The organism is Pseudobacteroides cellulosolvens ATCC 35603 = DSM 2933 (assembly GCF_001262605.1).
Taxonomy (GTDB): Bacteria; Bacillota; Clostridia; order Acetivibrionales; family DSM-2933; genus Pseudobacteroides; species Pseudobacteroides cellulosolvens.
In genome coordinates this window covers 5,469,245-5,495,041 of record NZ_LGTC01000001.1, presented here as the reverse complement: position 1 = coordinate 5,495,041, position 25,797 = coordinate 5,469,245, and the positions used below count along the sequence as shown (strand labels likewise).

Sequence of the window (25,797 nt, the reverse complement as noted above, 5' to 3'; positions counted from 1 at the left end):
TTATATTGATTATATGGAACATAATTGAAGACTCTCTCGTCAAATATTATAAACCTTATTTGACGAGGGGAATAAATATGAAAATATATAAAGCTTTGCTAGCTGTGTTTGTTGTAACTTCCGTAATTATAATACCTGGAACAAATATTGCTAAAGAGGATAAGCAGCATAAGTACAGATTAGGGAACTCACTGCAATCTACTAATTTATCTATCCCAATTCCTACCCCTAGCCCCACTGCTAATCCTACGCTTGGTGATTCTCAAAATAAAGAAGTTAAATATTGCGTAGAAAATGCTGATGGAACAAAGCAGTTTCTGATAATACTGCCGGCACCAGATATGAAGGATGATATTTTTATGAATCCTCCAGTTATAAATGATAGCACTATTGCTCCTGTTAAATGAATTGTTTTTGATGAAATTGTTTACAAAAAGTTGCAAGAAATTATGCCTAAGAACACTATCATTTGTAATATGAAAATTTATAAGGGATTGTGAAATGTATGAATAAAATTATAAATAGAAAATCAATAGTATTGATTACCATTTTGCAATTCTGCTATGTACAGGTTATATAGTGGCGAAAAATCTTCTTTCAAAAGATACATATACTTCGTATGGATGGTTGAATATATCGAGGATTACATTTACAGTAGAAGGGAATATAAAAATATGCATGAAGCAAACAGTGGGTATGCTCTACAAGGTACCAGTTTTTGCAACGTCTCTTGTGGAATGAAGACTTTTAGATTGAATGGTAAATTAAAAGGTCAGATACCTATAACTCATATCTAACCCTTTAATTTACTACATTTAACTGGTATTGATTCTTAATCAACTACTTGTCCTCTTATTTTCTATTACCTTTTATGGTTTTGCCCTAGTTCATTGGACCCATTCCTTTCCTGGTAATTTGTTTGCCAATCATTTAATGATTGTATTATTTATTTACCATCTATATTAATTCTTAAACAATATTTTTAAAATTTTTCCTTATATAAAAGTGAAAACAGTTCCATAACTTAATATAAACTCAGCTTAAATCCTTAATTTCAAAGTACTATTAAGGATTTAAGCTATTAAGAAGGAAAGCTTGTATGTACCTTATAAGACTTTCGCGGTAAAAAATGAGATTAAATGTCTAAATGAAAAGTCTTTTACATTTGTTTTAACAAATAAAAGATTATTAGCTGTTTTCATCTGGAAACATTATGCTTTAGAAATGGGCAAGGTAAGCTGATAATTTATTTATTAACTATAATAGCCTATAATGCTAAATTATTGCACTTGGCTTACATAAATTTAATTTTTATTATATAATAATAGACAAAATATAGTATGAGTCTTTACAAGTCTTCAATTTATATTTATTTAACTTAAACTAGGGGGAAATTAAATGAATAAAAAATTAACTGTTTTATTTTTGGTATTAGTGCTATGCATAAACCAGTTGTATATTCCTGTATTAGCAAGTAGCTGGCAAAATTTTACCTACACAGAGGCAAATGGTGAAATTACCATAACTAAATATACTGGTTTAGGTGTCAGCGATGTAACAATTCCAGGAACTATTGATGGGAAGCCAGTCATGGCAATTGCAGATTATATATTTTCAAAAGGTGGAAATCCTGCAAGTTCTAATTCTGAAACTTCTCCTGATAATCTTGAGATCAGAAAAATAATCATACCTGAAAATGTTAGAACAATAGGAAACATGTTTGCATATTGTCCAAATTTAAAAACTATAGATATACCAAGTACATTAAATGAAATACAGAACCTGCCCTTTAAATTCATAAATAATGGGAAATTGGAATCAATTAATGTTTCTGAAAAGAATAATGCGTATTCCAGCGAAGATGGTGTATTGTTTAGTAAGGACAAGAGCATATTGCTATATTACCCTAGGAGCAAAAAAGACACTCATTACACAGTACCGCTTAGTGTAACGGCAATTACTTCTCATTCAATTGCATGTAATAATTTAAAAACAATTGATATTCATGAGAATGTATACGATATTCAGCCTTATAGTATAAATTCTTCTAATTCATTAGAATCTATAAATGTATATGATGAAAACCCGTTTTTTACCTGTAGTGATGGGATTCTTTACAGCAAGGACAGATCCAGACTAATTTTATACCCTTCTGGAAAAAGTGATACAGAATTTGTTATACCATCTAATGTATCTATTATTGAGTCTGCTGCAATAAACTCATATAATCTTAAAAAAATAACAATCTCTGAAAGTGTGTCAGAAATTTTAGAAAATAATTTTATAAGTATGCAATTGCAAACTATTGATGTTGATATAAATAATCCCAAGTTTTCGAGCGAAAACGGCATATTATTTGATAAAGAAAAAACAAAGCTTATTAAGTATCCGTCAGCTAAAGATAATAGTGTTTTCTCAATACCGATAGGAGTAGAAAAGGTATTAAAATATGCTTTTGCAGGTGCATTCAAATTAGTGAGGGTCAATGTACCGGGTACTGTAAAAGCGATGGAAGATATGGCATTTGCTGCATGTGATAGATTAGAGGCTGTGTATTTCTACGGTGACGCACCTGCAGCAAATAATCCATGCAGTTCGTATGTTGGCAGTCCATTTAAATATTATTATCTGAAAGGATGCAATGGATTTGGAGAAACTTGGTGTGGATACCCAACTAAAGCTATTGAGGGGATAAAGTATGATGTCATATCCGAACCTAAATTTGAAAATGTAAATATATTTTCAGAAGGTATGGCTTCAGTTTTAGTTGATACAAAGGATACAAGATTAGGAAAACTCAGGGGTTATATGGACACAACCGGTAAAATAGTAATTGAGCCTCAGTATAGGGAAGCGGGAGATTTTCATGAAGGTGTAGCATATGTAAAGGATACTTACAGTAATGAAGCTAAAATAATAGATAAAACCGGAAAAGTTGTTTTAGATTCGAAGGACCTTATTCCTGAAAGTGTAAGTGGAAGTGTTTACTATAGCTCTGCAACATATTGCTCGGAAGGCCTTATCGGTTTTAATTATAGTATTGGAGGATGTACCGATTTTTATGATATAAACAAAAATTTTATTGTAGGAAACACTGAAGATACGGCTATGTGGCTTAATGCATTTTCAGAAGAAGTTTCCTGTGGGTGGTTCTACAATATCAAAGATAATACAACTAAAGCTGGCTTTATTGATAAAACGGGCAAAATAACTTATACATCAAACAACGCATGGTTTAAATCACCGACCTTTAACCAGAGTTTGGCATTGGCAGGAGAAATGGATTCAAATGGAGTACCTAAATGTGGTTTTGTTGATAAATCAGGTTCCTATGCCATACCGCCAAAATTTGATGATGTTTTTGTTAAATATGGTTATAAAGCATTTTTTGATGGACTTGCAGTAGTAGCGATTGATAGTAAGTGGGGAGCAATTGATAAAACAGGAAAATTTGTAATTAACCCTATATGGGATGAGATGTATTTCTTTACCGATGGCGTAGCTCCTGTGAAAAAGGATAATAAATGGGGAGTTGTTAACACAAAAGGTGAGCTGATAGTTAAACCAGTGTATGATAGTTTAACAACCTTTTCAAATGGTTTGGCGTTAGCGGAAAAAAATCACAAGCGGTACTGGATAAATAAAAACGGAGATTATTTGGGTGAATTTAAAGAGCAGCTTGATTTTACAGTAAATTGTATTGATGATGGGGTATTATTCTATAAAAAGGATAACCTTTATGGTGCAATAAAGATTATTAGTAAGGTAAGCAGCCAAGATTTCAATTATGAAGAGTCTAATGGTGAAATAACCATAACTAAATACATAGGCTCAGGTGCCAGTGAAATTTCTATTCCAGAAAATATTGATGGAAAGCCGGTCACAGCAATTGCAGATTACATATTTTCCAAATCTGGAGATGTAGTTAACAAAATAATAATACCAGAAAATGTTAGAATCGTAGGTAACATATTTAGTGATTGCCCTAATCTAAAAAGTGTTGATATTCCGAGCACTGTTGTTGAGATCAAGAACCCTCGAATGACGTTTCTTTCCAACGATAATTTGGAATCGATAAATGTTTCAGTGGGCAACAAAAATTATTCCAGCGAAGATGGTGTATTACTCAATAAGGACAAGAGCTTACTGATATATTATCCTGCAGGTAAAAAAGATACAAGCTATTCAATACCGCTTAGTGTAACTAAAATTGAATCTTATTCAATTGGAAACAGGTATTTAAAAATATTTAATATTCATGAGAATGTTATTGAAATTCCATCAAATGCAGTTTATAACACATCATCTTTAGAAGCCATAAATGCATCTATTAGTAACCCGTTTTTTACAAGCAGCGAGGGTGTTCTTTACAGCAAAGATAAGTTCAAGTTAATAGCATATCCTGCAAACAAAAGTGGTGCTGAATTTATTATACCATCGTATGTAAGGAGTATTGAAAGTTATGCAATCCGCTCGGCTAATCTGAAAAAAATAACAGTTTCAGAAAACGTATACAATATATCTTCAAATAATTTTAATTCCTGCTATAAACTACAAATTATTGATGTAGACAAAAATAATCTTAAATATTCCAGCCAGGATGGAGTTTTGTTTGATAAGGATAAACATACGCTGATCAAATATCCGGAGGATAAGAACGATAAAGTCTATTCAATACCTTTAGGGGCAGAAAATGTAATAGAAAATGCTTTTGTCAGTGCAGATTATCTGGAAAGAGTCAATGTGCCAGGCACTGTAAAAAATGTAGGAAATTTTGCGTTTTGGGCATGCAGTAATTTGACAGGAGTGTATTTCTATGGTGATGCTCCGGATGTATCCCCTCTTTCCTTTAATTCAGTTAATGGTAAGAGTAAAATATATTATAAAGAAGGTAGTGAAGGTTTTACAAATCCTTGGAACGGATTTGCCGCTGAAACTTTTGAGGATGGCCCTTTTCCAAGCCCTACGCCAACTCCAACATTAATTGTACAGCCACCAGTTAATAATCCCAATCCTATATCAGGTGTGCCTGCAGCAACATCTACAGAAACCCCTACAGCAACGCCTGCACCCACACAGACACCAGCAACTGTAACACCAGCAACATCTAAACCTACACTTGTATCTGCAACACCAACAGCAAAACCATCTCAGGTGAATGAACCTTTGGATAAAAAACCTGCAGTCGTTGCTTTTAAAGACATACAAAATCATTGGGCAGTCGGACAAATTATTGAGTTGGTTAATAAAAATGCAATAAGCGGATATGAGGATGGTACGTTTAAACCTAATAATATAATAAGTCGTGCAGAGTTGGCTGTAATTATTGTGAAGGTTCTCGGACTTAAGCAGTCTGAAGGAACAACAAAATTCAAAGATGATAAAGATATACCATACTGGTCAAAAGCCTACATAAAGACAGCTGTTGAAGCGGGAATATTATCAGGTTATACAGATAATACATTTAAAGCCAATAAATCATGCTCTCGTGAAGAAATAGTAACAATGATAATGAGGGCAATGAAATTGGGGACTTCAGCTGACAGTACAAATCTAAAAGATGCTGTAGCTATTCAGAGCTGGGCAAAGGGTTATGTATCAAAGGCTATAAATCTTAAAATTATAAAAGGGTATGAGGATGGCACTTTTAAGCCAGCTAAAAGTGTTACCAGAGCTGAAGCTGCTGTAATTTTAGTTAATGCATTAAAACAAAGGTAAATATTAGATTAAAGCCAAATTGACAAATAAAGAATGTTTAAGACAGAGATTGTTTAGCTGATAAAAGAATTACGGAACCTAAAACAGATAATTTACATAATATAATTGTAGTAACATATAAGCAGGGGTATTTTTATGAGCTGTAACGCACCTTTGTATAATGTAAATGAAATTAATGTTCAACCTGGATTGGAAAACTCCTATGCGAAATTTTCACATAAGCTTAATGAATATTTAAAGGCAAAATACGGTGAATATTATATAGGGCTGGAATTGTATAAAAACAAGAAAAAATCTACCAAGTTTTTTGTTGTAGCTTCATATAAAGATAAACGTGGGATAGAGAATGCTGCTGAGGTAATTGGAGATGATATAAGACGCATTTACGATAAAGTATGGGGAGATAAGGTAAAACGTACTTCCATATTTGCATTTGTAGATTATACACGTTTGATTCCTCCCCAAAAAAACCGTTAATTCTATTGGAAAAGATGATGCCATTATACGGGCTTATGCTCATATAATGGCATTGCTATTTGTGTATCATATAACTCAAAACTTAAAGCTCCTGCTATATTTTACGTCAAAACCGGTACATGTTCCATCTTTCAGCGAAACATAAAGTATGAAGTTTGTACTAAAGTTTTGTCCCATAGTGTTATATCCGTCTTGGCAGAATAACATGATGTGGTCCTTATCAATGTTGTAGCATTCATGAATCTCGCTGGCACCTGTATCAATAGACCATGTTGATTTTCCTTCCTGTAAATTTATCGCTGTTAAAAGGGTATTGGCTCCGGAATCCAGGCTTTTTTTGTGAACAATAAGAGAAAGGTTTGATCCTTCAGTTTTAAATGGCTCCAATGCCTTTGATTCACCCCTGCCAGATAAGTTTACATAATTCTTAAAATTCTTGTTTTGTGGATCTATGCCGATATTGTCATAAAAATATTTATCATTTGAAACCTGATTAAATAGAAATCCTCCCAGCAAAAATACTTCCTGAGTCAGTTTTTTCAATCCCATAACATTATCAAGGCTTCCATTGTATAGGTATCTTCTTTCGGTGTTTTCCACAGAACTGGATACTTCCAGGCCTTCCTTGAGATTGTTGATGTCGGAGTCTGTCAGAAATATGTTGAACATACCTTTTTCTGAAGCTTTAATTATTGACATTCCTTTTCCAAGATACTTGGTTGTAAAGGTGTTCTTTTCTTTAGTAAAATATTTGTCAATATCAATAGACTTTTTCTCAGATATTCCAAGGTCCTGCATATTCAAAGAATAAACCAGGCCATTATTTGCTTTAAATACAATAGATTTAGTTGTGTTATCAAATTTACACATTTCAGGTTCCGGAAGCAGCGAAACCTCATCGGAATCGCCTACAGAATTTATAGAATGGACAGTTTTACCCGAGAATTTATCTATAACCAGAATCCGGCCATCATGAAATATAAACAAGTTATCTTTTAAAGAACCTAATATTTTTGGATCATGATAGGTGCTATAAGATCCTTTCATCTTCTTGTCAAATATTAGGGTGCCCTTTTTTAGGTCGATTGCCTGTATTTTATAATAGTTGCTTCCACTAGTTCCCTCAGACCCTGTCTCACTTGCACTAAACACTTTGACAACCATGGAGGCAACCGGATTTCCATCCAATTCATAGACGATAGCCTGATCCAGTGCGGCAGCACTGCTTGCATCCGTAAGGTTAACTTCAATTAGTAGAAATAGGCCGACTGGAAAAACCAGCATCCAGAATCCTGCTATGGTCAATGGAATTAGAGATTTGAACCGGCTTTTTGGGCTGTTTTCAAAATTACTGGAGTGCGATATTCTTTTAAATATGTAAGCAAACAGGAAAAGGATGAATATGCCCGCTACTATAAATATAATTGTTAAAAAAACATTATGAAGAATACTGTCCTTATAACGTAAAGCGAACAGTATTTTGTCCATCAAGCTTAAATCTTTCATAGCATTTACCCCATTTTAATGTTAAATTGTACTTCGAAAATTCTATTGTTTAGAATTTTATTAGGATATAAAATAGGTAATTATTGGGTCTTTATTAGGACCTTTTTAGTTTTATACTCTGTATATTCTTCATTCCAAGTAATTATATCTATTACCGGACCTTCTGTACCCACATTTATATCAACTATCTCTTCCATTTCATTTACTTCTTTTATGGCTTTTAATTCGCCTGTTTTAAGGTTATACAAATATAAATTTCCTCCTCTACTGACCGTACCCTTACCAAAGCCGATAATTACGAGTAACCTATCATTATCCAGCCATTTAACAACCTTTGCCGAGTCTTCTTTCTTGACATCAACCTGAATAACTTTTTTGGAGGTTTCGGTAATTGTATCAAAAACATAGACATTTCCGTTCAATTCAAATTCGTAGGGCGAAATGTATGCAATATTTTTTTTGTCCGGTGACAGAACGGGCGAGGATGCAAACTCATCTATATATATGTCGTTAAGCAGTGTATGTTTTTCACCGGATTTAAGCAAAATAACCTTCTCTTCACTATAATAAATCTGCTTTTTATTTGGCAATTCAAAGAGCTTGGTATATGATTTATCATTGTGTTTTAATACTGTGCTTGCCTGGCTTTCATCAGGTAAACTTAATGGCTTCTTGGTATTGCTTGGCTCTTGTTTTATTTGGATATCAGGACTTTCCTGTATTTCGCTTTTGTTGTTATAGCATCCTGAAACTAAGATAATCAATGCTATTGCTAAAATCAATAATCTCTTCAAAAAATATTCACCTCACCTAATAGATTTATATTATTATATTAAAAGATTAGCCACTTTTAACTTAGTTTATTTTATCATCTTTTTACTTAAAGTTCTATGGCTGGAATTAATAACACTTTTAATATAAGCCAAAAGACTATATATAAATAACTAGTTGGAAGCTAGTGGGATTAGTCTTATAATTATAGGGTGTAAATTTTTGTGTGCATAAAAATCCAATATTCGAAATTATGTTATAAAGTAATTGAACAATATAATCTCTTTATATAAAGGGGTTTATTGAATAATATATTGGTATAAATTAATAGATTTTTAATTCATTTTTCATTATATTTTAATTTTTAGCTGTTATTATAGAAATGGAGCAATATAACAAATATTTGATCCTAATGTGAAAAGGTGTAGAGAGGGTTGCTATAGATGTTGATGATGCTTAAGTTTTTGGTTAAGAGTATACTTGAGAAAAAATTCAGAACTTTTTTAATAGTAATATCCGTTGCAATCTCTGCAGCCTTGTTTTTTGCATCACTTGCTATTGCTGATACGCTGGAGGGAATTATCTCAAAGCAGATAAAAAAATACTATGGTGATACAGATATAATTATGACAGCTTCAGAAAAAAGCAAGTCGTCATTCTTTTATTATGATAATCTGGGGAAGTACGAAGAAAACATAGAGTATGGGGTTGGATCAATACAAATAGGAGGAACATACAAAAAAAATCGAAACGAGTACATAAATATCAGTATATTTGGCATGACTTATGAAGATATGATTAAGATGGGCACTGTATCCATTGACAAAGATTATAAGATGCAGCCATTTGAAGGTAATAAAATCATAATAGGACCTGAAACAGCTAAAAAAATGAATGTAGATATTGGCGACACCGTTGATCTTACCATATCTGATAAAGTAAGGAGATTGACTGTTTGTGCAATCAGTAAGCGAACCGGTATATTTGCCGATGAAAGCACCGGCAGCTTCGCAGTAATGCCCATATCTACCGTTGGCGGCTACTATAATGCCAAGGGCAAAGTCACTCAGGTATTTTTAAAAACCAAGAAAGGGATTAATACGAAAGTCCTGGTGGAAGCCTTAAATCAGGAATTTAACAAAAATGCGTTTTATGAAACTATCCCGATTGAAGAGCTTAAGGATGCATTAAACAGGGTATCGGCACCATTTTTAATAGTATCTTTGTTGGTTTCGTTTATGAGCATATTTATTATTTATACATCCTTTAAGGTTATAGCCTTTGAAAGACTGCCTGTTATAGGAACATTAAGGAGCATTGGTGCTACAAGAAAAGCTACTAACGCCATTCTGTTTATGGAAAGCGGGTTTTATGGTATTGTTGCAGGAGCTATAGGCTGTGGGCTGGGGATACTAATACTTTATGCCATGCTGAAGATCATGCTGGCCAGTGAACGAGGTTTGCAGGCAAGTTTAAATTATACAGGTTCACAATGTATTGCAGCATTTGTTTTTGCCGTAATACTGAGTTTGGGAAGCTCAATTTTTCCAATTATAAAAGTGACAGGCGTGTCACTAAAGGACATAATACTAAACTCAATACATTGGGATGTAAAAAAACGCAAGAAAGCTATAATTCTTGGCCCTTTATTACTGATTGTTTCTATGATTGTACCAGGTTTTTTAGCTGCAGAAACCGATTATGGTGTTGCACTTCCAATTAATGTTCTTTGTATTCTCTCTATAGCTTTTTCAATTATAGTTATGCTTCCTGTCCTAGTGGCTGCTATAGTAAAAGTCATCTCCATCGTGTATGGTGCGTTGTTTGGAAATGAAGGAATTATGGCTGCCAAAAATATTAAGGACAATAAAAATCTTCTTAATAATATTTCCCTTATTGCAATAGGCATGTCAATAATTCTCACCATCAATATTATAAGCGGCAGTGTGGCAAAGGATGTTTTGAGCATATTCGTGAAAAGTATGAACTTTGATATTTCGCTGTATGGAATGGAACTTGACAAAAATTTCATCAGTCTATTAAATTCCACCGAAGGTGTAGCGGATTCATATCCTTGTTATGAAACACGGGGAATAAAGGTTGGTGACGGAGAAAGCAGAATTGGCAGTCTTGTTGGAATTGATCAGAAAAAATACTTTGATTACTGGAAAATTGAATTATATAAGAAAATTGAAGATAGTTCATTCAATTTTGATGAAGACAGGAACATATACATATCAAATACCTTAAAGGAGCGGTTTAAAGTAGATGTTGGAAATTACATTGAATTGACAATGGGAGAGACAAAAAAGAAATACATGGTTGCGGGACTGTTCAACACACTGGTAGATAACGGCGATATGGCCATGATTCCTGAAAGATACTTTAAGCTGGATACAAGAAGCTCCTTTTATAGCAGTGTTTATATAAAAACGTCAATAAAGCCTTCGAATGTGAAGGAGAATATTAGAAAGAAATTTGAGAGAAGGTATTTGAATATTAGGACTGTTGAAGACATGAAGAATCAATCGATGGAGGGCAACGCCCAAACCTTTGCAATTATGCAGGGATTTGCAGCACTTGCTGTAGTTATAGGGATTTTTGGAATTGTAAACAATCTTATTATTTCGTTTATGGAAAGAAGAAGGATAATAGCTGTTTTAAGGTCCATAGGAATGAGCAAGAGGCAAATAATTAAAATGATTGCACTTGAATCATTTTCAAGTGGGGTTATCGGAGGTATCCTTGGAATAATGACGTGTATAATGATTCTACGTATAGTTCCAAGCTTGCTTAAAGTAATAATAGGTATTGAAATGGGAATTTCAATATCAGTGCAGAGTGTAATAATAAATTTCATAGTAGCTGTGGTTGTGATGCTGATAGCGTCTTTGGTGCCTGCATTAAAGTCTTCAAAACTGAGTATTGTTCAGGCAATAAAGTACGAGTAAAGGGGAGTTGGAATATGGGGTCGATTATAGAAACAATAAATTTATATAAGACTTTCAAGCTGGGCAGCATGGATGTTGAGGTGCTTAAGGACATAAATGTAAACATAGAAAAGGGAGAATTTGTTTCAATTATGGGACCATCTGGTTCAGGTAAAAGCACCTTGTTATATCTTATAGGAAGTCTTGACAAACCAACATCAGGCAGCATAAGGATAAATGGCCGTGAGCTGGCTGGAATGAAAGATAAGGAAGAAAGTATATTAAGGAGGCGGCAGATTGGTTTTGTGTTTCAATTTTACAATTTGATTCCAAACCTTACAGTTGAGGAAAATATATTGCTTCCGTTGACCTTGGATGGGAAAAGGCCTGGAAAATATAAAGAGCGGTTGGAGAGGATTTTAAATGACGTAGGCTTAACTGAACGGCGAAAGCATACTCCTCGAGAACTCTCAGGTGGTCAGCAGCAGAGGGTTGCCATTGCCAGAGCACTTATAAATGACCCGGATGTGATTCTCGCCGATGAGCCTATAGGAAACCTGGATTCTAAAACTGGAACAGAGATAATGGGACTCTTCAAAAAAATAAACATTGAAAAAGGAAAGACAATAGTGCAGGTTACCCATTCAATGGAATCTGCAAACTATGGGAACAGAGCAATCAATTTAAAGGATGGAAGGGTGTATTGATATGAAGAAGGTAATAGGAGCTATTTTGGTTGGTACATTTTTGTTCACGGCGGCTGCTTGTGCCTCTGATAATAGCCAATCTGCAAGTCAAAACCAGATGCCGACTGCAAAACCAGTTAAAGATACAATTGATGTATTCGGTCAGGTTAAATACAAGACATCTAAGAGTATATATATCGATTTCCCGGCAGTTGTTGCATCTATAGATGTTTTTTCAGGGCAGGTTCTTAAAAAAGGAGATTCTATCATTACTCTTGACTTAAAGAATGCCAAAAGCCAGATTAAGGCAAAGGAGAACGAAATTGATCTGGCAGTGCTTGAACTTAAGAATATGAAGATTACATCAGGCCTTGAGAGCAGTAAGGCCAGAAATAATAAAGCCGTTCTGCAAAAGGAAATAGATAGGCTCTATGATGAAATGGGAATTAAAAAGACTGAGATTGGAGAAGTAAATGATGAGCAGCTTAAAAAGCTACAGAATGAATTGCAAAGCTTAAATACACAGGTTGAAGATAATAAGAATTTAATAGGTATACATAGTAAAAGAAAAGAGAATGAGATAAAAAAGCTGGAGGATGAGTTAGACGAGAAGAAGAATGAGTATGATAATGCATTGAGCCTGATAGCAGGAAAAGCCATGGAACCAGGCACACCTGTTGACGAAGAATTGGTTAATAAGAATAGGAAAATTGCAGAGTTACAGGGGGATTATGATACAAAAAAAGCTGCCTTGGATAACAACTCAGATTCAGATATTATAATTTCCAATAATCAAATCCAGGCTGGAACAGAAAGAAGCACTAGTGAAATTGAAAGGAAGAGCAGTGAGATATCCAGACTTCAAGGAGAGTACCTGGCTAAAAAGGCTGAATTGGATAATGGAACAGACCCAGATATAAAACTTTATCAGATGCAGATTACCAAAGCAAATGATTACATGAGCTATCTTATTAAAGAGGGATATGCCGATGATTCACCTGAATACTTGGAACAGAAGAGAATAAAGGAAGAGGCCGTCATAGCAATTGAAAAGGTAAAGTCAGTTAAAAGCTATGAAATTAACAAGCTGCTTGGAGCAGTAGCAGATGCCAATAAGGAGCTGGATTATCTTAAAAAGAATCTTTCCTCAAAGGATGCAAGCTTACAGCTTGATAAAGTTAAAAAGGCAAAACAGGAAGAATTAAAACTGATTAAAAAGAGTATAGATGATGCAAAGTATGAATTGGAAGCTATTAAGAAAAACAGGCAAAAGGAAATAAAACAGCTGGAAGATCAGCTTGAAACTTTAAAACAATCATTTTCCGATTATAAGGTTGATAAAGAAAAAGAATTGAAGCAAATAAGTCTTTCCATTACTAATAATGAACTGAGCATAAAATCTACGATGAAGGATATGGATAATGCTGCTGCAAATAGGAAAAAGGAGCTGGAACAAATAGTTTTAAACATAGCTCAAAAAAAGGTTCAGCTTGATAATTTAGAGCTTGATCTAAAGAGTGAAATCGACAGGCTTAAAATTGAAACTCAGGAAAAAAAGATTGAGCTTTTGATTGAAGATTTGGGGATTCTTAAGGATAAGCTTAAGAAGAACTATATAAATGGAGACAAGGTTATAAGCGAATTCGATTCCGGGCTTGTATACTCCATTGAGTGCCAAACAGGGGATGTGCTGAGCAGTGCTAACAGGGTTGCTACTATAATAGACTCTAAAAATTTGCATGTGGAGGCATCGGTACCTGAAGAGTTCATTAAAGATGTAAAAATAGGTGCTAAGGTAGATATTATCCCCATTGCAAATAAAGCCAAGACTTATAGTGGAAAGGTTGAGAAAATAGCCGGATTGGCTAAACAAAACAATGGGGATACCAGCATCACTGTAATAATTGGTATTGATAATGCAGATGGTTTTATTGTGCCCGATTACAATGTTGATGTTAAGATAAAGAAGTAGGATTTTATTCCCTAGCTGCTTGTACTTTTGTAGTTCCTAAGGCCAATTTTCCAGAAGACAATTGTAAAAACTGTAAAGAATCCAGCAATTCCAACTGAATAAACAAAGCCTAAAGGGGAGAGAGTTCCGGCAAAAAACTCAGAAGGAACTGTGGCCATGATTCCGTAGGGTAAAATTAGATAGAATATCAATTTGAAAGCACCTTTAAACAGAGTCCCGGGAATTTTCATACATAGTGTGATTACCTCTCCCTCCAGGCGTTCTATGGACGAAGCTTGAATAAAGAAGAAGGAAAGGGTACGAAGAATTACCATCATATCATAATACAGTAACAGCATTACAAGGACCAAAAATGTGTAGCCTATAACTGTAAGTAATGTTAAGGGTATATCCATTCCTGAAACGGCATAGATGATTATACCAATGCTTGCAAACACGAGGGGAACTGAACCCAAGTCAATGCTTTCAAAGGAAAGGTGCAAAAGTGGGTTAATGGGTTTAGTTATGTACAAATCCAGCTCACCTGATTTGATTTTCCATGGAATAGATAAGACCCCAAAAAAGTATATAGCCATATTTAATGCATTAATAAGTGAGAATGTTCCGATAAAAAGAAGCATTTGTGATTTGCCCCATCCTCCGATGGTTTCAGTCTGTGAATAAATTGCTGAAAACATTAAAAGCTGTATCAGAAACAATGATCCATCTACAAAAAATACGCCAAAAAATGAAAACCTGAATGCCATATTTTTTGAGAGCTTCATCTTAAGCAGCATATAAATAATTTTTAACTGTCTTTTTAAAGTCATATTCCCACCCCATCATATTTGAATTTAAGCGTTTTGTAAGTTACTGAGTTTAGTATACCGAACATTATATTCCATAATGAAAGAATAATAAGGCCTGGGACAATTTCATTTTTATTTCTGCCAAGAAGCAGCAAGGAAGGCAGATATGAAATATAGTAAAAGGGGAAAAACGTCATTATCCTGGTGATTTCTGACGGTAAAAGCGTCAGAGGTATAAGTGAGCCATTTATGAATTGCACAATATTATCTTTTATCATCATGAAAATACTTGTATCAAGGAATTTGAAGGCAAGTATACCTATAAAATAGTTTATCTGCATCATGAATAAAAGACCTAAAAGAATCAATATGAAAGCAGAAAAGATGCTCCAGCCGCTAGTTGTAATTGCAAAATCGATGCGGAAAACGAAAATCCATGTTACTGCCGCAATTAAATTGAACAGCAAAAGAAATGCCGATATGCCTGCTGTCTGAGCAGTGAAGTACCTGAAAACTCCCATAGGCTTAATAATGTATTTTGAGAACCTGCCATTTCTTATCTCTTCAGAAATTTGCCATCCTATAACAGAGGATTGGTCTAGCTGGGTTAAAAATGAACTTATGATATAGTATGAAAGCATGGAGCTCATATTAAAGCCCGAAACAGTATCTCTTGTTCCGAATATGGCACTCCATAGCACATATGCAAGCAGGATTTTTGAGACAGTAAGTACCACGCTTGTAATGACGTCAAATCTGTATGCCAGCTGAGTTTTAAACATAACCTTTGACGTTTCAAAGTATTTTTTCATCGATATATACCACCTTTATCAGAATAAATTCTTTCTACAATATTACCAATGTCTTCCTCTTCGATGGATATGTCATTTACGTCATACTCATTGAAAATGTTGCCTACAATGAAGCGTACATCCTTTTTATGTGCCATGAAAGACAGTTTGAAAGGGTTTTTGTCGATTATCTGCACATCAAAATCAGGGATATATGATGTCGCTTCATCAAAAGTGACTGTTATCATCTTATGGGTCTGATAATGGTTAAAAAGCATTTCAAGGCTTCCGTCATAAATTTTACTGCCGCTATTTACTACAATACATCTTTCACACAGGCTTTTTATGTCTTCCATGTAATGGCTTGTAAGAAGTATTGTTGTGCCTTTGCTGCGGTTAACCTCCTTTAAAAAGCATCTGATTTGCTTTTGGGCTACAGCATCAAGACCAATTGTAGGCTCATCAAGAAAAAGTATTTTTGGATTGTGTAAAAGGGCTGCAATAAGCTCCATTTTCATTCTTTCGCCGAGGGACAGGGTCCTGACCTGAACATTTAGATAGGATTCAACGGCGAATAGCTCGGTAAAATAACTAAGGTTTTTACGGTATTCTGTTTCAGGAATATCGTAGATCTCCTTAAGAAGCAGAAAGGTATCAACTGCAGAAATGTCTTGAAACAGCTGGCTTTTCTGCCCCATTACAATGGCAAACTGCTTTTTGTATGCATTTTTTAGTTCATTGGGTATAAACCCGAGTACCGAAATTTCCCCCGAGGTGGGGGAGATTATTCCGGTCAACATTTTCATAAGGGTAGTCTTTCCTGCTCCATTTGGACCGATTAACCCGACAAATTCGCCTTCATTGATATCCAGATTAAAATCATTTACTGCGATTTTTGATATCTTCTTTCTATTAAACAAGCTTTTAATGCTGCCGCGAAAGCCTTCTTCCTTTTCATAACGGGTGTAGGATTTATAGAGGTTTTTTGTGTGTATAATATTCATGCTTATTGGCCTCCATCTTCATTCCATGTTTCAATAATGATACTGGGATCATGCTTGCGTCCTAAGCTGTGTCTTTTCTTCCGGTTTTCAACCGAGTCGAATATAATTGAAAAGTCATAATTTTCTGGATAAAGCTCACTAGCAGGAACGTGGAGTTTTAACCTCTTATGGTTTATTAAAAGCTTTTTGTCTTTTACCTGCACTCCAACATCGCCTTTTTCATTTGCTTTTTGATATACAATACCGATCATTTTTTGAGGGTAAACCATAACGCTGTCACCTATATTAAAAGTATTGCTTTGAAGAGTGTCAGGAGTCTTTTTGGTATCCGGTTTTCGGACTATCTTATTTGGCACTTTTATTTGTTGAATTTCTTTTGAAGGCGTAACCGTGCTTCCTGAATCTTCCGTGTAGGCCATAGGCACTGTACTACCATATGCAGCAATGCTTGCTCTCTCAATCATTCTAAGGGGGAGTCCTAAACGCCTTGCAATATACAGGGCACAACTTTCTCCAGCTTCTCCTATTTCCAGTTTATATAGTGGAAGCAGACTTTGAAGGTCAAAGGCCATTCTTGCGTTGACGAGGCCGGGTGTTGATTTGGCAAAATCCTTTATTTCGGGGTAATGAGTAGTTGCCACAAAGAGGCAGTTTTTGCCCGCAAGCTCTTCTAAAATAGCTATAGCAAGACCCATGCCTTCAGCAGGATCGGTTCCCGATCCCAGCTCATCTAGGAGAACCAATGATTGATCGTTTGCCAGCTTCAATATTTGGATGATATTAGTCATATGTGATGAAAAGGTAGAAAGGTTTTCTGTAATGCTTTGCCCATCGCCAATATCACACAAAACATAATTGTTCATCGTAAAGCATCCGCCCTCTGCAGGAACATGAAGGCCGCACTGTGCCATTACAGATAAAAGCCCTATGGTTTTTAGTGCAACGGTTTTTCCGCCGGTGTTAGGGCCTGTAATGATTACACCTTTATAATTTCCGCCGATATGAAAATCGAGAGGAACTATTGTATCAGCTTTTAGCAGGGGATGCCGTCCAGACTTGATTTCTACTTTTCTTTCAATGCTGACAGGCAGTGGAGATGCTTTCATTGCTATGCTGAGCTTTGCTTTGGCAAATATGAAATCAAGGGTTTCCATGGCTTCGATATTTATATTAATGTATGGCAAATTTTCTTCTACAAGAGCGGTTAACACATACAAGATGCGCCTTACTTCATTTTCTTCTTCAATACGCAATATGCCTACCTCTTCCTGGAATTTTCCAACTGAAGAAGGTTCGATGAAATAAGTGCTTCCGCTTTGGGATATATCAACAACCGAGCCTTTGACTTGGTTTTTGTATTCTTTTTTTACAGGCAAGGTATAATGCCCGTTGCGGATAGATACAAAGCTCTCGGAAAACCAGATTTTATTATTCCTAAGAAGTGAATCAAGCTTAGATTTTACCTGTGTTTCGGCGTTTGCAATCTTCCTTCTGATATCGGCAAGTACGGATGAAGCATTATCAACAACCTGAGAGCCGCGTATAATCCTGTTTATTTCATCTTCAATATCTGAAAGGTCATAAATGGAATTTCCATATGAGGCTACTGCAGTAAATGAGGCCTCAGCCTTTTTGAGGTATGACTTCAATCGCCTGCAGGATGTGAAAAACTGTGCGATGTTACCCAGTTGTTCAGGCATTAGCATCGAACCCTTGCCTAGCAATACTAAGGATTTTTCAAGATCCTCCATACATGAAAGGGGTGGTGTTCCGTAGTGCTCCATAATCAGCCTTGCCTCGCTTGTTTCATTCAAATGTCTGGACACTTCACTCTCCGACATGTAAGGTTCAAGTTTTTTGATTCTATGTTTGGCTTTATCAGATAATGCACATTCTTCAAGAATATCAAGTACTTTATTAAATTCTAATGTTTCGTAATATTTTTTATTCATTGTTTATGCTCCTCCATTGATATAGACATTAATAAAACAAACCCGCAGAAGACATACCTCGCCTTATAAAAGGCAGAATGCTTCTGCGGGTAAAGGAAACTAAACAATTGTATTTATCGGAAATAATAAAACCGCTGACGACAATAAAAAAGCCCGACAAACACACCTTGTCGTGCCATGATTTACAATCGCCGAATTATGACAAATATAATCCGAAAATGATTATTGAAGCAGTCTGTAAGGTAATGCCTTTTTAGGACACAATTAATAGACAGGCATATAACCTGTTTTATTTTATGTCCTTCAACTTTATTTAGTTGAATATCACCTTTACAGAACTTACCGACATCAAAACCATCCTTTCGTTTGTAAGATATATACAAAATATCATATTTAATTCAATAAGTCAACAATCAAATGCTCCCATAATATTAATTGAGATTGCAAAATTCTTTAAACAACTCTTCTTTTTAGAAATTGCTTGATTATCCTCCTTAAGATATCAACAACTGCAATAATTCCTAATATAACCAGACCATACACTTTTGCAATTAATATGAATTTCCTTAAAAATGGGCTTTGCCCCGACTCTTTTCCGGTAATTACTCCAGAAAGGTTGTAGGCGGAAATCTTATTCTTCAATGGCTCTATATTGTCATAATTGTAAGACTCATTATAGCTAAAACTTTGGACAACTTTGTTAAATACTGGCTTAAGCTTGTCCTTGCCGGCATAGTCTGCTACCAGGGTAGTTGATGTATATCCATCATAGCTTAAAAATCTTGCATTGAAGCTTACCATCTTTTTTCCGCTACTTTCAATAACAAGTGACCATGTAAGAACCTTTTTAACCTTATCGTATTTTACTTTCTCGTCCCAATCAATAATTTTTATGCCAGCTAAATTGCTTGATTTTCTTAACTTTTCAGCCTTTTCATTCTCCGCTTTTATTTCATCCAGCAATTTGCCGTCATCCTCAATGGAATCAGTATCTTCAACTACATATCCAACAGGATCGTTGTTAAACTCTATAAACCAATTTTCATTATTTTCTTCAAAAGGAACTACAATACCGATTTCTCTTTGAGTTGGAATATCCCCTATACTATCTTTAAAAATATCACATTTACTGCTTTCTATAAAACTATACCCATCATCGATTGTTATTGAAGCTATATTAGGACCGAGGCTGAACTGGCCAGGGCCTCTTTTTTCATTCCAGTCCTGTCTGAAATTATTTTTTCCGGTTATTAAACTTCCAAGCTTAAGGTTGGAAACTTTATCTTGTGATTTGTTATAATCACTATATTTCTTACCAGGTCTATACTCGAACCCGTTGATTATCTTATTAAGCATGGTTTTAGCCCATTCTTTTTCTTCCACACTACAGACCAGTTTAACATTCATATAACCAAATCTGCCTAGAATTCTGAAATCGTAATTAATAAAACGGTCATTTGTATCTTTGTCTGTTTGGCATAGATATGACCAAACAAGAGTATTCAGGTTTTTTTCATAGTGAGGTTTTTCATCCCAGTCAACTATATAAAGGGGAGGAATGTTCTTTTTAATTCTTTCCTCATTAAACTTCTCATTGCTTTTGATTATTTCATCTAATAATAACTTTTCATCACGAATTGATGAAGTATCATCTAATATGTATCCGACCTTGTCATAGGAAAAGTTAACATACCCGTTACTCGTAGCGTTCTCAAATCTTATAATCGCAAGATCACTGTCATCTGGAATTTCCGGCAGTGATTCCATAAATTTTGCACAATTTTCTTTATCAATAAACTTAAAGCCTGCATCCAGCTTGATAATTGCAAGATCTTCACCTATATTAAATGTGCCGGGTGAATCCTGCTCTTTCCACGTAATGTCGCTGTCTGCGGGCTCGTTTACTGCTAATGACATCCCAGGCAATAGCAGTATAAAAGTTAATGCCAATAATTGTAAAAACTTTTTCATATTACTGTACTCCTCTATAAATTAATGTTAATTTAGTTATGTCTTTACTCAATATTCTATAAAAAATACAAAGCATCTTTCCGATATTCTTTATATAAGGGCATTTCAATTATTTGTAAATACCTAAATAATTTATGATGGGAGCTAATGGTGATGAAAACTGTAATGAAAAACTTTAAGGATAATTTGTACACATATGCCGGACTGGAGAATCTCACTGAAAATATCGTATTGCAAGAGCTGTATTATTTTGTTGAAAACACCCAAAATACACGCGGTAAAGGATTTTGTGACTGCTGGATTTGTTTGGCTGATGTTGCTGCTATTATTCTAAACGATATTAAACCCAATTATTGTTCAAATTTTATAGACAAAGATGAAAATAGTGAGTATTTTACCAAACTTAGGACTGAAGTTCATGAGAGGATTATCAAAGCCTTTGAAATGGTTAAAAAGAATCCGCATCATGAGGCTAGGGAATGATTAAAATACATAGTATATTATTTTAACATTCTTTAAGTCCAATTGCTTTAACATGTCCAAAATCAAGCGGCAAAATAAGAGAGTTTAGTAAACTCTCTATATTTGCGAATTAAATAAATCTGTACTTAGATATTTTTCTCCCCTATCGGCAAACACTACAACCACGAAGCCTTCATCCATTTCTTTTATGCATTCAAGTGCTGCAAGCATTGCTGCTCCGCTGCTCATGCCTACAAATATACCCTCGTGCATAACAATTGATCTGCACATGGAAAAAGCAGCTTCAGATTCCACCATAACAGTACGGTCAATCTTTGTTGGATCGTAGATTTCCGGAACTATTGCTTCCTGCATATTTTTGAGACCTTGTATATAATGACCCCGAACAGGATGTGCTTCAATTACCTGTATATCGGGGTTTTGGCTTTTTAACCCCATTCCTACACCCATTATGGTTCCTGAGGTACCAAGGGCAGAAACAAAATGAGTGACTTTGCCCTGTGTGCCCTCCCATATTTCGTGTGCAGTAGTAAGGTAGTGTGCCATTTTATTGTATTTATTGGAGAACTGGTTTGGCATAAAGTATTTATCGGGGTATGTGGATATAAGCTCATGTGCTTTTCTAATGGCTCCGTCTGTTCCCTGGGATGCATCTGTCAGTGTAATCTTTCCGCCAAAAGCTTCTATCATTTTTCGGCGTTCAACAGAAACTGCTTCACTCATAACTATTTCTACCGAGTATCCTTTAACTGCACCTATCATTGCCAGACCAATTCCTGTATTACCGGAGGTAGGTTCAATTATTGTTTTGCCTTTGGTGAGCATACCGCATTCTTCTGCCTGCTCAATCATTTTCAATGCTATGCGGTCCTTGATGCTACCTGTAGGGTTGAATCCTTCCAGCTTCGCATATAAGGGAATGTGAGGCTTTGGATTCAATTTGTTTATCTTTACAAGTGGAGTATTACCAATGGTATCAAGAATGTTATCATACATGTACATCATCCTTCCAATCTACTACTAATACTATACCATGTATTGATTGCAGCTACAATATATGTAAGTAACTTAAATTGGCCCATTATATAAGTATGAGTATTTGAGTCGGAAAATTCTTTTAAACATATAAAATCTCTCCTTCCCGACGATTAGTATTGGCCGGGGAAGGAGAGTGGTTGTTAAAGCATGATTTAAAAAATTATTATATTTTCTAATTGATTGACGCTGCTTGAGTTACTTTATAGCCTGATAACTGCAATCCATCCCAGTCAAATATCATAGTTCCGTTAACCGGACTTGTCAGGCTTGGTGAGTTTTCAAGCGTTATCTTGGTTGACGCAGCCTTCAATACTTTAAAACCTATAACTGCCAATGAACCAGTGTTTTCAGGTACTCCTGAGTTTTTGTAGGAAGCCAAATTCATGTATGTCCTTCCAAAGGTAAGTGAACCCTTTGAAAGATCGTTTGCTGCCATATCTGTTCCGCTGTATCTCTTCTGGAGTAATGTACCATAGTCTGGAGCTGATGAGCTATCATACGGAGTTCCATCAAGGTATACAGGCTGTAATACTGATGGGTCATATTTAATATTCGCCTGATATCCTGAAACAACGTCAAATCCCTTTACATTCAGTGTTGCAGCAATTATATCTCCCACAGCTGCGGTTGTTTTGTCAAGTGTAAGATATACTTCACCTTTTCCAGGTACAGGTGTAGGTGTTGGTGTTGCTGATTTGGTAGGTGTAGATGTAGGTGCTACTGATCTTGTTGGAGTAGGAGTAGGTGCTTTAGTAGGTGTTACTGATCTTGTAGGTGTAGCAACACTGCCTGAATTGATAGCTGCCGCCTGAGTTACAGCATAACCTGATAACTGTGTACCGTTCCAATCGAATACCATTGTTCCCGAAACTGGGTTAGTGAGGCTTGATGCATTCTCTAACATAATCTTGGTAGAGGATACTTTTAAAACCTTAAATCCAATAATGGCCAATGAACCGGCATTTTCCTTTACACCTGAAGCCTTGTATGACTCCAATGCCATGTATGTTCTTCCAAAGGTAAGTGTACCTTTTGTAATATCATTTGATGCCATGTCTGTACCGCTATATCTCTTCTGCAATAATGTTCCATACTCTGGTGATGAAGAATTGTCATAAGGAGTTCCATCAAGGTATACAGGCTGTAAAACTGTAGTATCATACTTGATATTTGCCTGATATCCGGCGACAACATCAAATCCCTTTACACTTATTGTAGCTTTAATGATATCCCCAACAGCAGCAGTTGTTTTGTCAACAGTAACATAGACTTCGGCCCCTGGAGGAACTGATGTTACAGCTGTAGGTGTAGGAGCTGCTGATTTAGTTGGAGTAGGAGCTACTGATCTTGTAGGTGTAGCAACACTGCCTGAATTGATAGTTGATGCCTGAGTTACAGTATAGCCGTTAAGCTGTGTACCGTTCCAATCGAATACCATTGTCCCCGAAACTGGGTTAGTGAGGCTTGACGCATTCTCTAACATAATCTTGGTAGAGGATACTTTTAAAACCTTAAATCCAATAATGGCCAATGAACCGGTATTTTCCTTTACGCCTGAAGCTTTGTATGACTCCAATGCCATGTATGTTCTTCCAAAGGTAAGTATACCTTTTGTAATATCATTTGATGCCATGTCTGTACCGCTATATCTTTTCTGCAATAATGTTCCATACTCTGGTGATGAAGAATTGTCATAAGGAGTTCCATCAAGGTATACAGGCTGTAAAACTGTAGGATCATACTTGATATTTGCCTGGTATCCGGCAACAACATCAAATCCTTTTACACTTATTGTAGTTTTAATGATATCCCCAACAGCAGCAGTTGTTTTGTCAACAGTAACATAGACTTCAGCCCCTGGAGGAACTGATGTTACAGCTGTAGGTGTAGGAGCTGCTGATTTAGTAGGAGTAGGTGCTTTAGTAGGTGTTACTGATTTTGTAGGCGTAGCAACATTACCTGAATTGATGGCTGCCGCCTGAGTTACAGTATAGCCGTTAAGCTGTGTACCGTTCCAATCGAATACCATAGTTCCCACAACTGGATTTGTGAGGCTTGGCGTATTTTCCAATGTAATCCTTGTTGAAGTGGTCTTTAAAACCTTAAATCCAATAATGGCCAATGATCCGTTGTTTTCTTTTACACCTGAAGCCTTGTATGAATCCAATGCCATGTATGTTCTTCCAAAGGTAAGTATACCTTTTGAAAGATCGTTTGCTGCCATATCTGTACCGCTATATCTCTTCTGTAATAGTGTTCCGTATTCTGGGGTTGAAGAATTGTCGTATTGAGTTCCATCAAGGTATACAGGTTGTAATACTGTCGGGTCATATTTAAGGCTTGCCTGATACCCAGCTATAACATCAAAGTCTTTTACGTTAATCGTTGCTTTTATAATATTTCCAACAGCCGCGGTTGTTTTATCAACTGTTACAAACACTTCGCCTTTTGAAGGAATTGATGTTGCAGTAACCGGTGTTGGTGTATGCGATACTGTTGATTTGGTAGGTGTAGGTACTGATTTGGTAGGTGTAGGTGCAAATCTGGTAGGTGTTGCAGCTGATTTAGTGGGTGTTGCTGCTTTTGTTGCGGTAGGTGGATTTGAGACAACACCGCCTGGAACTGTACCTGCAATTAGTGTTCCTGATTCAAATACAGCAATATATGGATTTTCAACATACTGTGAGGTAGCTGACATATATGAGTGGTCATTGGATTGGTCGAAGTTTGACCAGTCACTTCTTGCCACTCTACCTTGAATATTTACCTCAGACTGTTTGGGCCATTGTGCTCCGGCAGTCGAAATAGTGCCTGAAGATGGTTTTATTTCAATATACTTGTCGGCCTTGGCTGCTGCCGGTGAAAGATCATAAAATGCAGTAGAAACAGAGCCCATGCTAACATAGTCGGAATAATACTTCAATTCTTTGTTACTGTCCTTTGTGAAGTAATACCGTATAGTCAGCTTGGAAAGATCGATATCGCTTGTTCCTAAATTTCTCAGCTTGATGTTGATGTAAAGCTGATTTGAGTTAGTACCTGCTCCGTTATTGCTGTAGAATACCTTCAAACTACCAGGTGCAGCTGCTAATGAAACATTTGAGAATAGACCACCCAATAGCATCAATGCGGTTAATAAAACTGCCATAAGTCTTTTTAAATTCATGAATAAATACCCCCTATACTTGCTTACTTGTAACTTTTCTAATAATAAACATTATAAATTTTATACCTCCTTACCTTAATTTTGATAAATCTTGTACCCTTTTGGAGTACATAAACAACTAAAATGAATTTATATAACCAACAGTCTGACACTACTTCCTACACTGCTAATGAGTTGGAAATAGTCGGCTTATTATTATATAACGCTTGGAAAAGAGCATTTGTATTTCACAAAATAACATTAAAACATTCGTTATTTTGCTCTGCCAAATGTAAGATTATTAACACTTTTAATTTAGAATAAGTAACATGATGTTAATAATTAATTGTAACTACAAAGCCCGTAGAATCTCTGTAATTATTATAAGCTTATGAAAAGAAAACCAGCTAAAAATTAATGTGAGAATAATATAGGTATAAGGGTTTGCTACCCTCTTCAATTGATACAAGGTTTGTCAAATTTATAGAAAAACATTAGAGTACTGCTTCGAAATGAATGCGATTACTAATTTAACACAAAATGACCTCTTAATAATATAATTATA

16 protein-coding genes are annotated in these 25,797 nt (G+C 35.5%); 7 read left to right on the top strand and 9 right to left on the bottom strand.

All coding sequences use genetic code 11. The features are described from left to right. Positions 1-77 precede the first annotated feature (77 nt). The 3 genes from Bccel_RS22720 to Bccel_RS22710 all read left to right on the top strand — a co-directional run bounded on the left by Bccel_RS22720 (position 78) and on the right by Bccel_RS22710 (position 6,195). Complete coding sequence (locus tag Bccel_RS22720) at positions 78-407, top strand: hypothetical protein (RefSeq protein WP_036935569.1); 330 nt, start codon at positions 78-80, stop codon at positions 405-407. 991 nt (positions 408-1,398) lie between these two features. Next, on the top strand, positions 1,399-5,718 hold the full coding sequence (locus Bccel_RS22715) for a leucine-rich repeat protein (protein WP_050753754.1): 4,320 nt from the start codon (positions 1,399-1,401) through the stop codon (positions 5,716-5,718). A 135-nt stretch (positions 5,719-5,853) separates the two neighbouring features. Continuing rightward, a complete protein-coding gene (locus tag Bccel_RS22710) occupies positions 5,854-6,195 on the top strand; it encodes a hypothetical protein (protein WP_036935571.1) in 342 nt (113 codons plus the stop codon). 75 nt (positions 6,196-6,270) lie between these two features. Here Bccel_RS22710 and Bccel_RS22705 read toward each other — a convergent pair whose 3' ends face one another. Together Bccel_RS22705 and Bccel_RS22700 are read right to left on the bottom strand one after the other, a co-directional pair. Continuing rightward, positions 6,271-7,701 carry a PA2928 family protein gene (locus Bccel_RS22705; RefSeq protein ID WP_050753753.1) on the bottom strand — a complete coding sequence of 477 codons (1,431 nt, stop codon included), beginning with the start codon at positions 7,699-7,701 and terminating at the stop codon, positions 6,271-6,273. Positions 7,702-7,781: 80 nt separating this feature from the next. Beyond that, positions 7,782-8,495 carry a DUF4652 domain-containing protein gene (locus tag Bccel_RS22700; protein ID WP_050753752.1) on the bottom strand — a complete coding sequence of 238 codons (714 nt, stop codon included), beginning with the start codon at positions 8,493-8,495 and terminating at the stop codon, positions 7,782-7,784. 420 nt (positions 8,496-8,915) lie between these two features. Here Bccel_RS22700 and Bccel_RS22695 point away from each other — a divergent pair, with 420 nt between their 5' ends. The 3 genes from Bccel_RS22695 to Bccel_RS22685 are packed head-to-tail and all read left to right on the top strand — an operon-like array spanning position 8,916 to position 14,060. Further along, the gene (locus Bccel_RS22695; RefSeq protein WP_036935575.1) at positions 8,916-11,423 is read left to right on the top strand and encodes an FtsX-like permease family protein; all 2,508 of its coding nucleotides are present in this window, start codon (positions 8,916-8,918) and stop codon (positions 11,421-11,423) included. A 14-nt stretch (positions 11,424-11,437) separates the two neighbouring features. After that, positions 11,438-12,109, top strand: coding sequence for an ABC transporter ATP-binding protein (locus Bccel_RS22690; RefSeq protein WP_036935577.1), 672 nt, complete (start codon positions 11,438-11,440; stop codon positions 12,107-12,109). Position 12,110: 1 nt separating this feature from the next. Beyond that, positions 12,111-14,060 (top strand): HlyD family efflux transporter periplasmic adaptor subunit, encoded by a 1,950-nt coding sequence (locus Bccel_RS22685; RefSeq protein WP_050753751.1) that lies wholly within the window; start codon positions 12,111-12,113, stop codon positions 14,058-14,060. Between the two features lie 11 nt (positions 14,061-14,071). Here the strand turns inward: Bccel_RS22685 and Bccel_RS22680 are convergent, their stop codons facing one another. The 5 genes from Bccel_RS22680 to Bccel_RS22660 all read right to left on the bottom strand — a co-directional run bounded on the left by Bccel_RS22680 (position 14,072) and on the right by Bccel_RS22660 (position 20,566). Beyond that, positions 14,072-14,869, bottom strand: coding sequence for an ABC transporter permease (locus Bccel_RS22680; RefSeq protein ID WP_036935579.1), 798 nt, complete (start codon positions 14,867-14,869; stop codon positions 14,072-14,074). Further along, positions 14,866-15,660 carry an ABC transporter permease gene (locus tag Bccel_RS22675; protein ID WP_036935581.1) on the bottom strand — a complete coding sequence of 265 codons (795 nt, stop codon included), beginning with the start codon at positions 15,658-15,660 and terminating at the stop codon, positions 14,866-14,868. The genes Bccel_RS22680 and Bccel_RS22675 overlap by 4 nt, the downstream gene beginning before the upstream one ends. Beyond that, positions 15,657-16,643 carry an ABC transporter ATP-binding protein gene (locus Bccel_RS22670; protein ID WP_036935583.1) on the bottom strand — a complete coding sequence of 329 codons (987 nt, stop codon included), beginning with the start codon at positions 16,641-16,643 and terminating at the stop codon, positions 15,657-15,659. Before Bccel_RS22670 ends, Bccel_RS22675 begins: the two co-directional genes overlap by 4 nt. 2 nt (positions 16,644-16,645) lie before the next feature. Then, entirely contained in the window at positions 16,646-18,595 is a 1,950-nt protein-coding gene (locus Bccel_RS22665; protein ID WP_036935584.1) for an endonuclease MutS2, read from the bottom strand. 453 nt (positions 18,596-19,048) lie between these two features. Then, on the bottom strand, positions 19,049-20,566 hold the full coding sequence (locus tag Bccel_RS22660; RefSeq protein ID WP_036935586.1) for a DUF2167 domain-containing protein: 1,518 nt from the start codon (positions 20,564-20,566) through the stop codon (positions 19,049-19,051). Positions 20,567-20,719: 153 nt separating this feature from the next. Between Bccel_RS22660 and Bccel_RS22655 the strand changes: the two genes are divergently transcribed. Continuing rightward, on the top strand, positions 20,720-21,049 hold the full coding sequence (locus Bccel_RS22655) for a late competence development ComFB family protein (RefSeq protein WP_242853031.1): 330 nt from the start codon (positions 20,720-20,722) through the stop codon (positions 21,047-21,049). A gap of 96 nt (positions 21,050-21,145) precedes the next feature. Here the strand turns inward: Bccel_RS22655 and Bccel_RS22650 are convergent, their stop codons facing one another. Both Bccel_RS22650 and Bccel_RS22645 read right to left on the bottom strand, forming a co-directional pair. After that, on the bottom strand, positions 21,146-22,045 hold the full coding sequence (locus tag Bccel_RS22650; RefSeq protein WP_036935588.1) for a PLP-dependent cysteine synthase family protein: 900 nt from the start codon (positions 22,043-22,045) through the stop codon (positions 21,146-21,148). A 214-nt stretch (positions 22,046-22,259) separates the two neighbouring features. Then, positions 22,260-25,253 carry a cohesin domain-containing protein gene (locus Bccel_RS22645; RefSeq protein WP_050753749.1) on the bottom strand — a complete coding sequence of 998 codons (2,994 nt, stop codon included), beginning with the start codon at positions 25,251-25,253 and terminating at the stop codon, positions 22,260-22,262. Between the last annotated feature and the right edge of the window lie 544 nt (positions 25,254-25,797).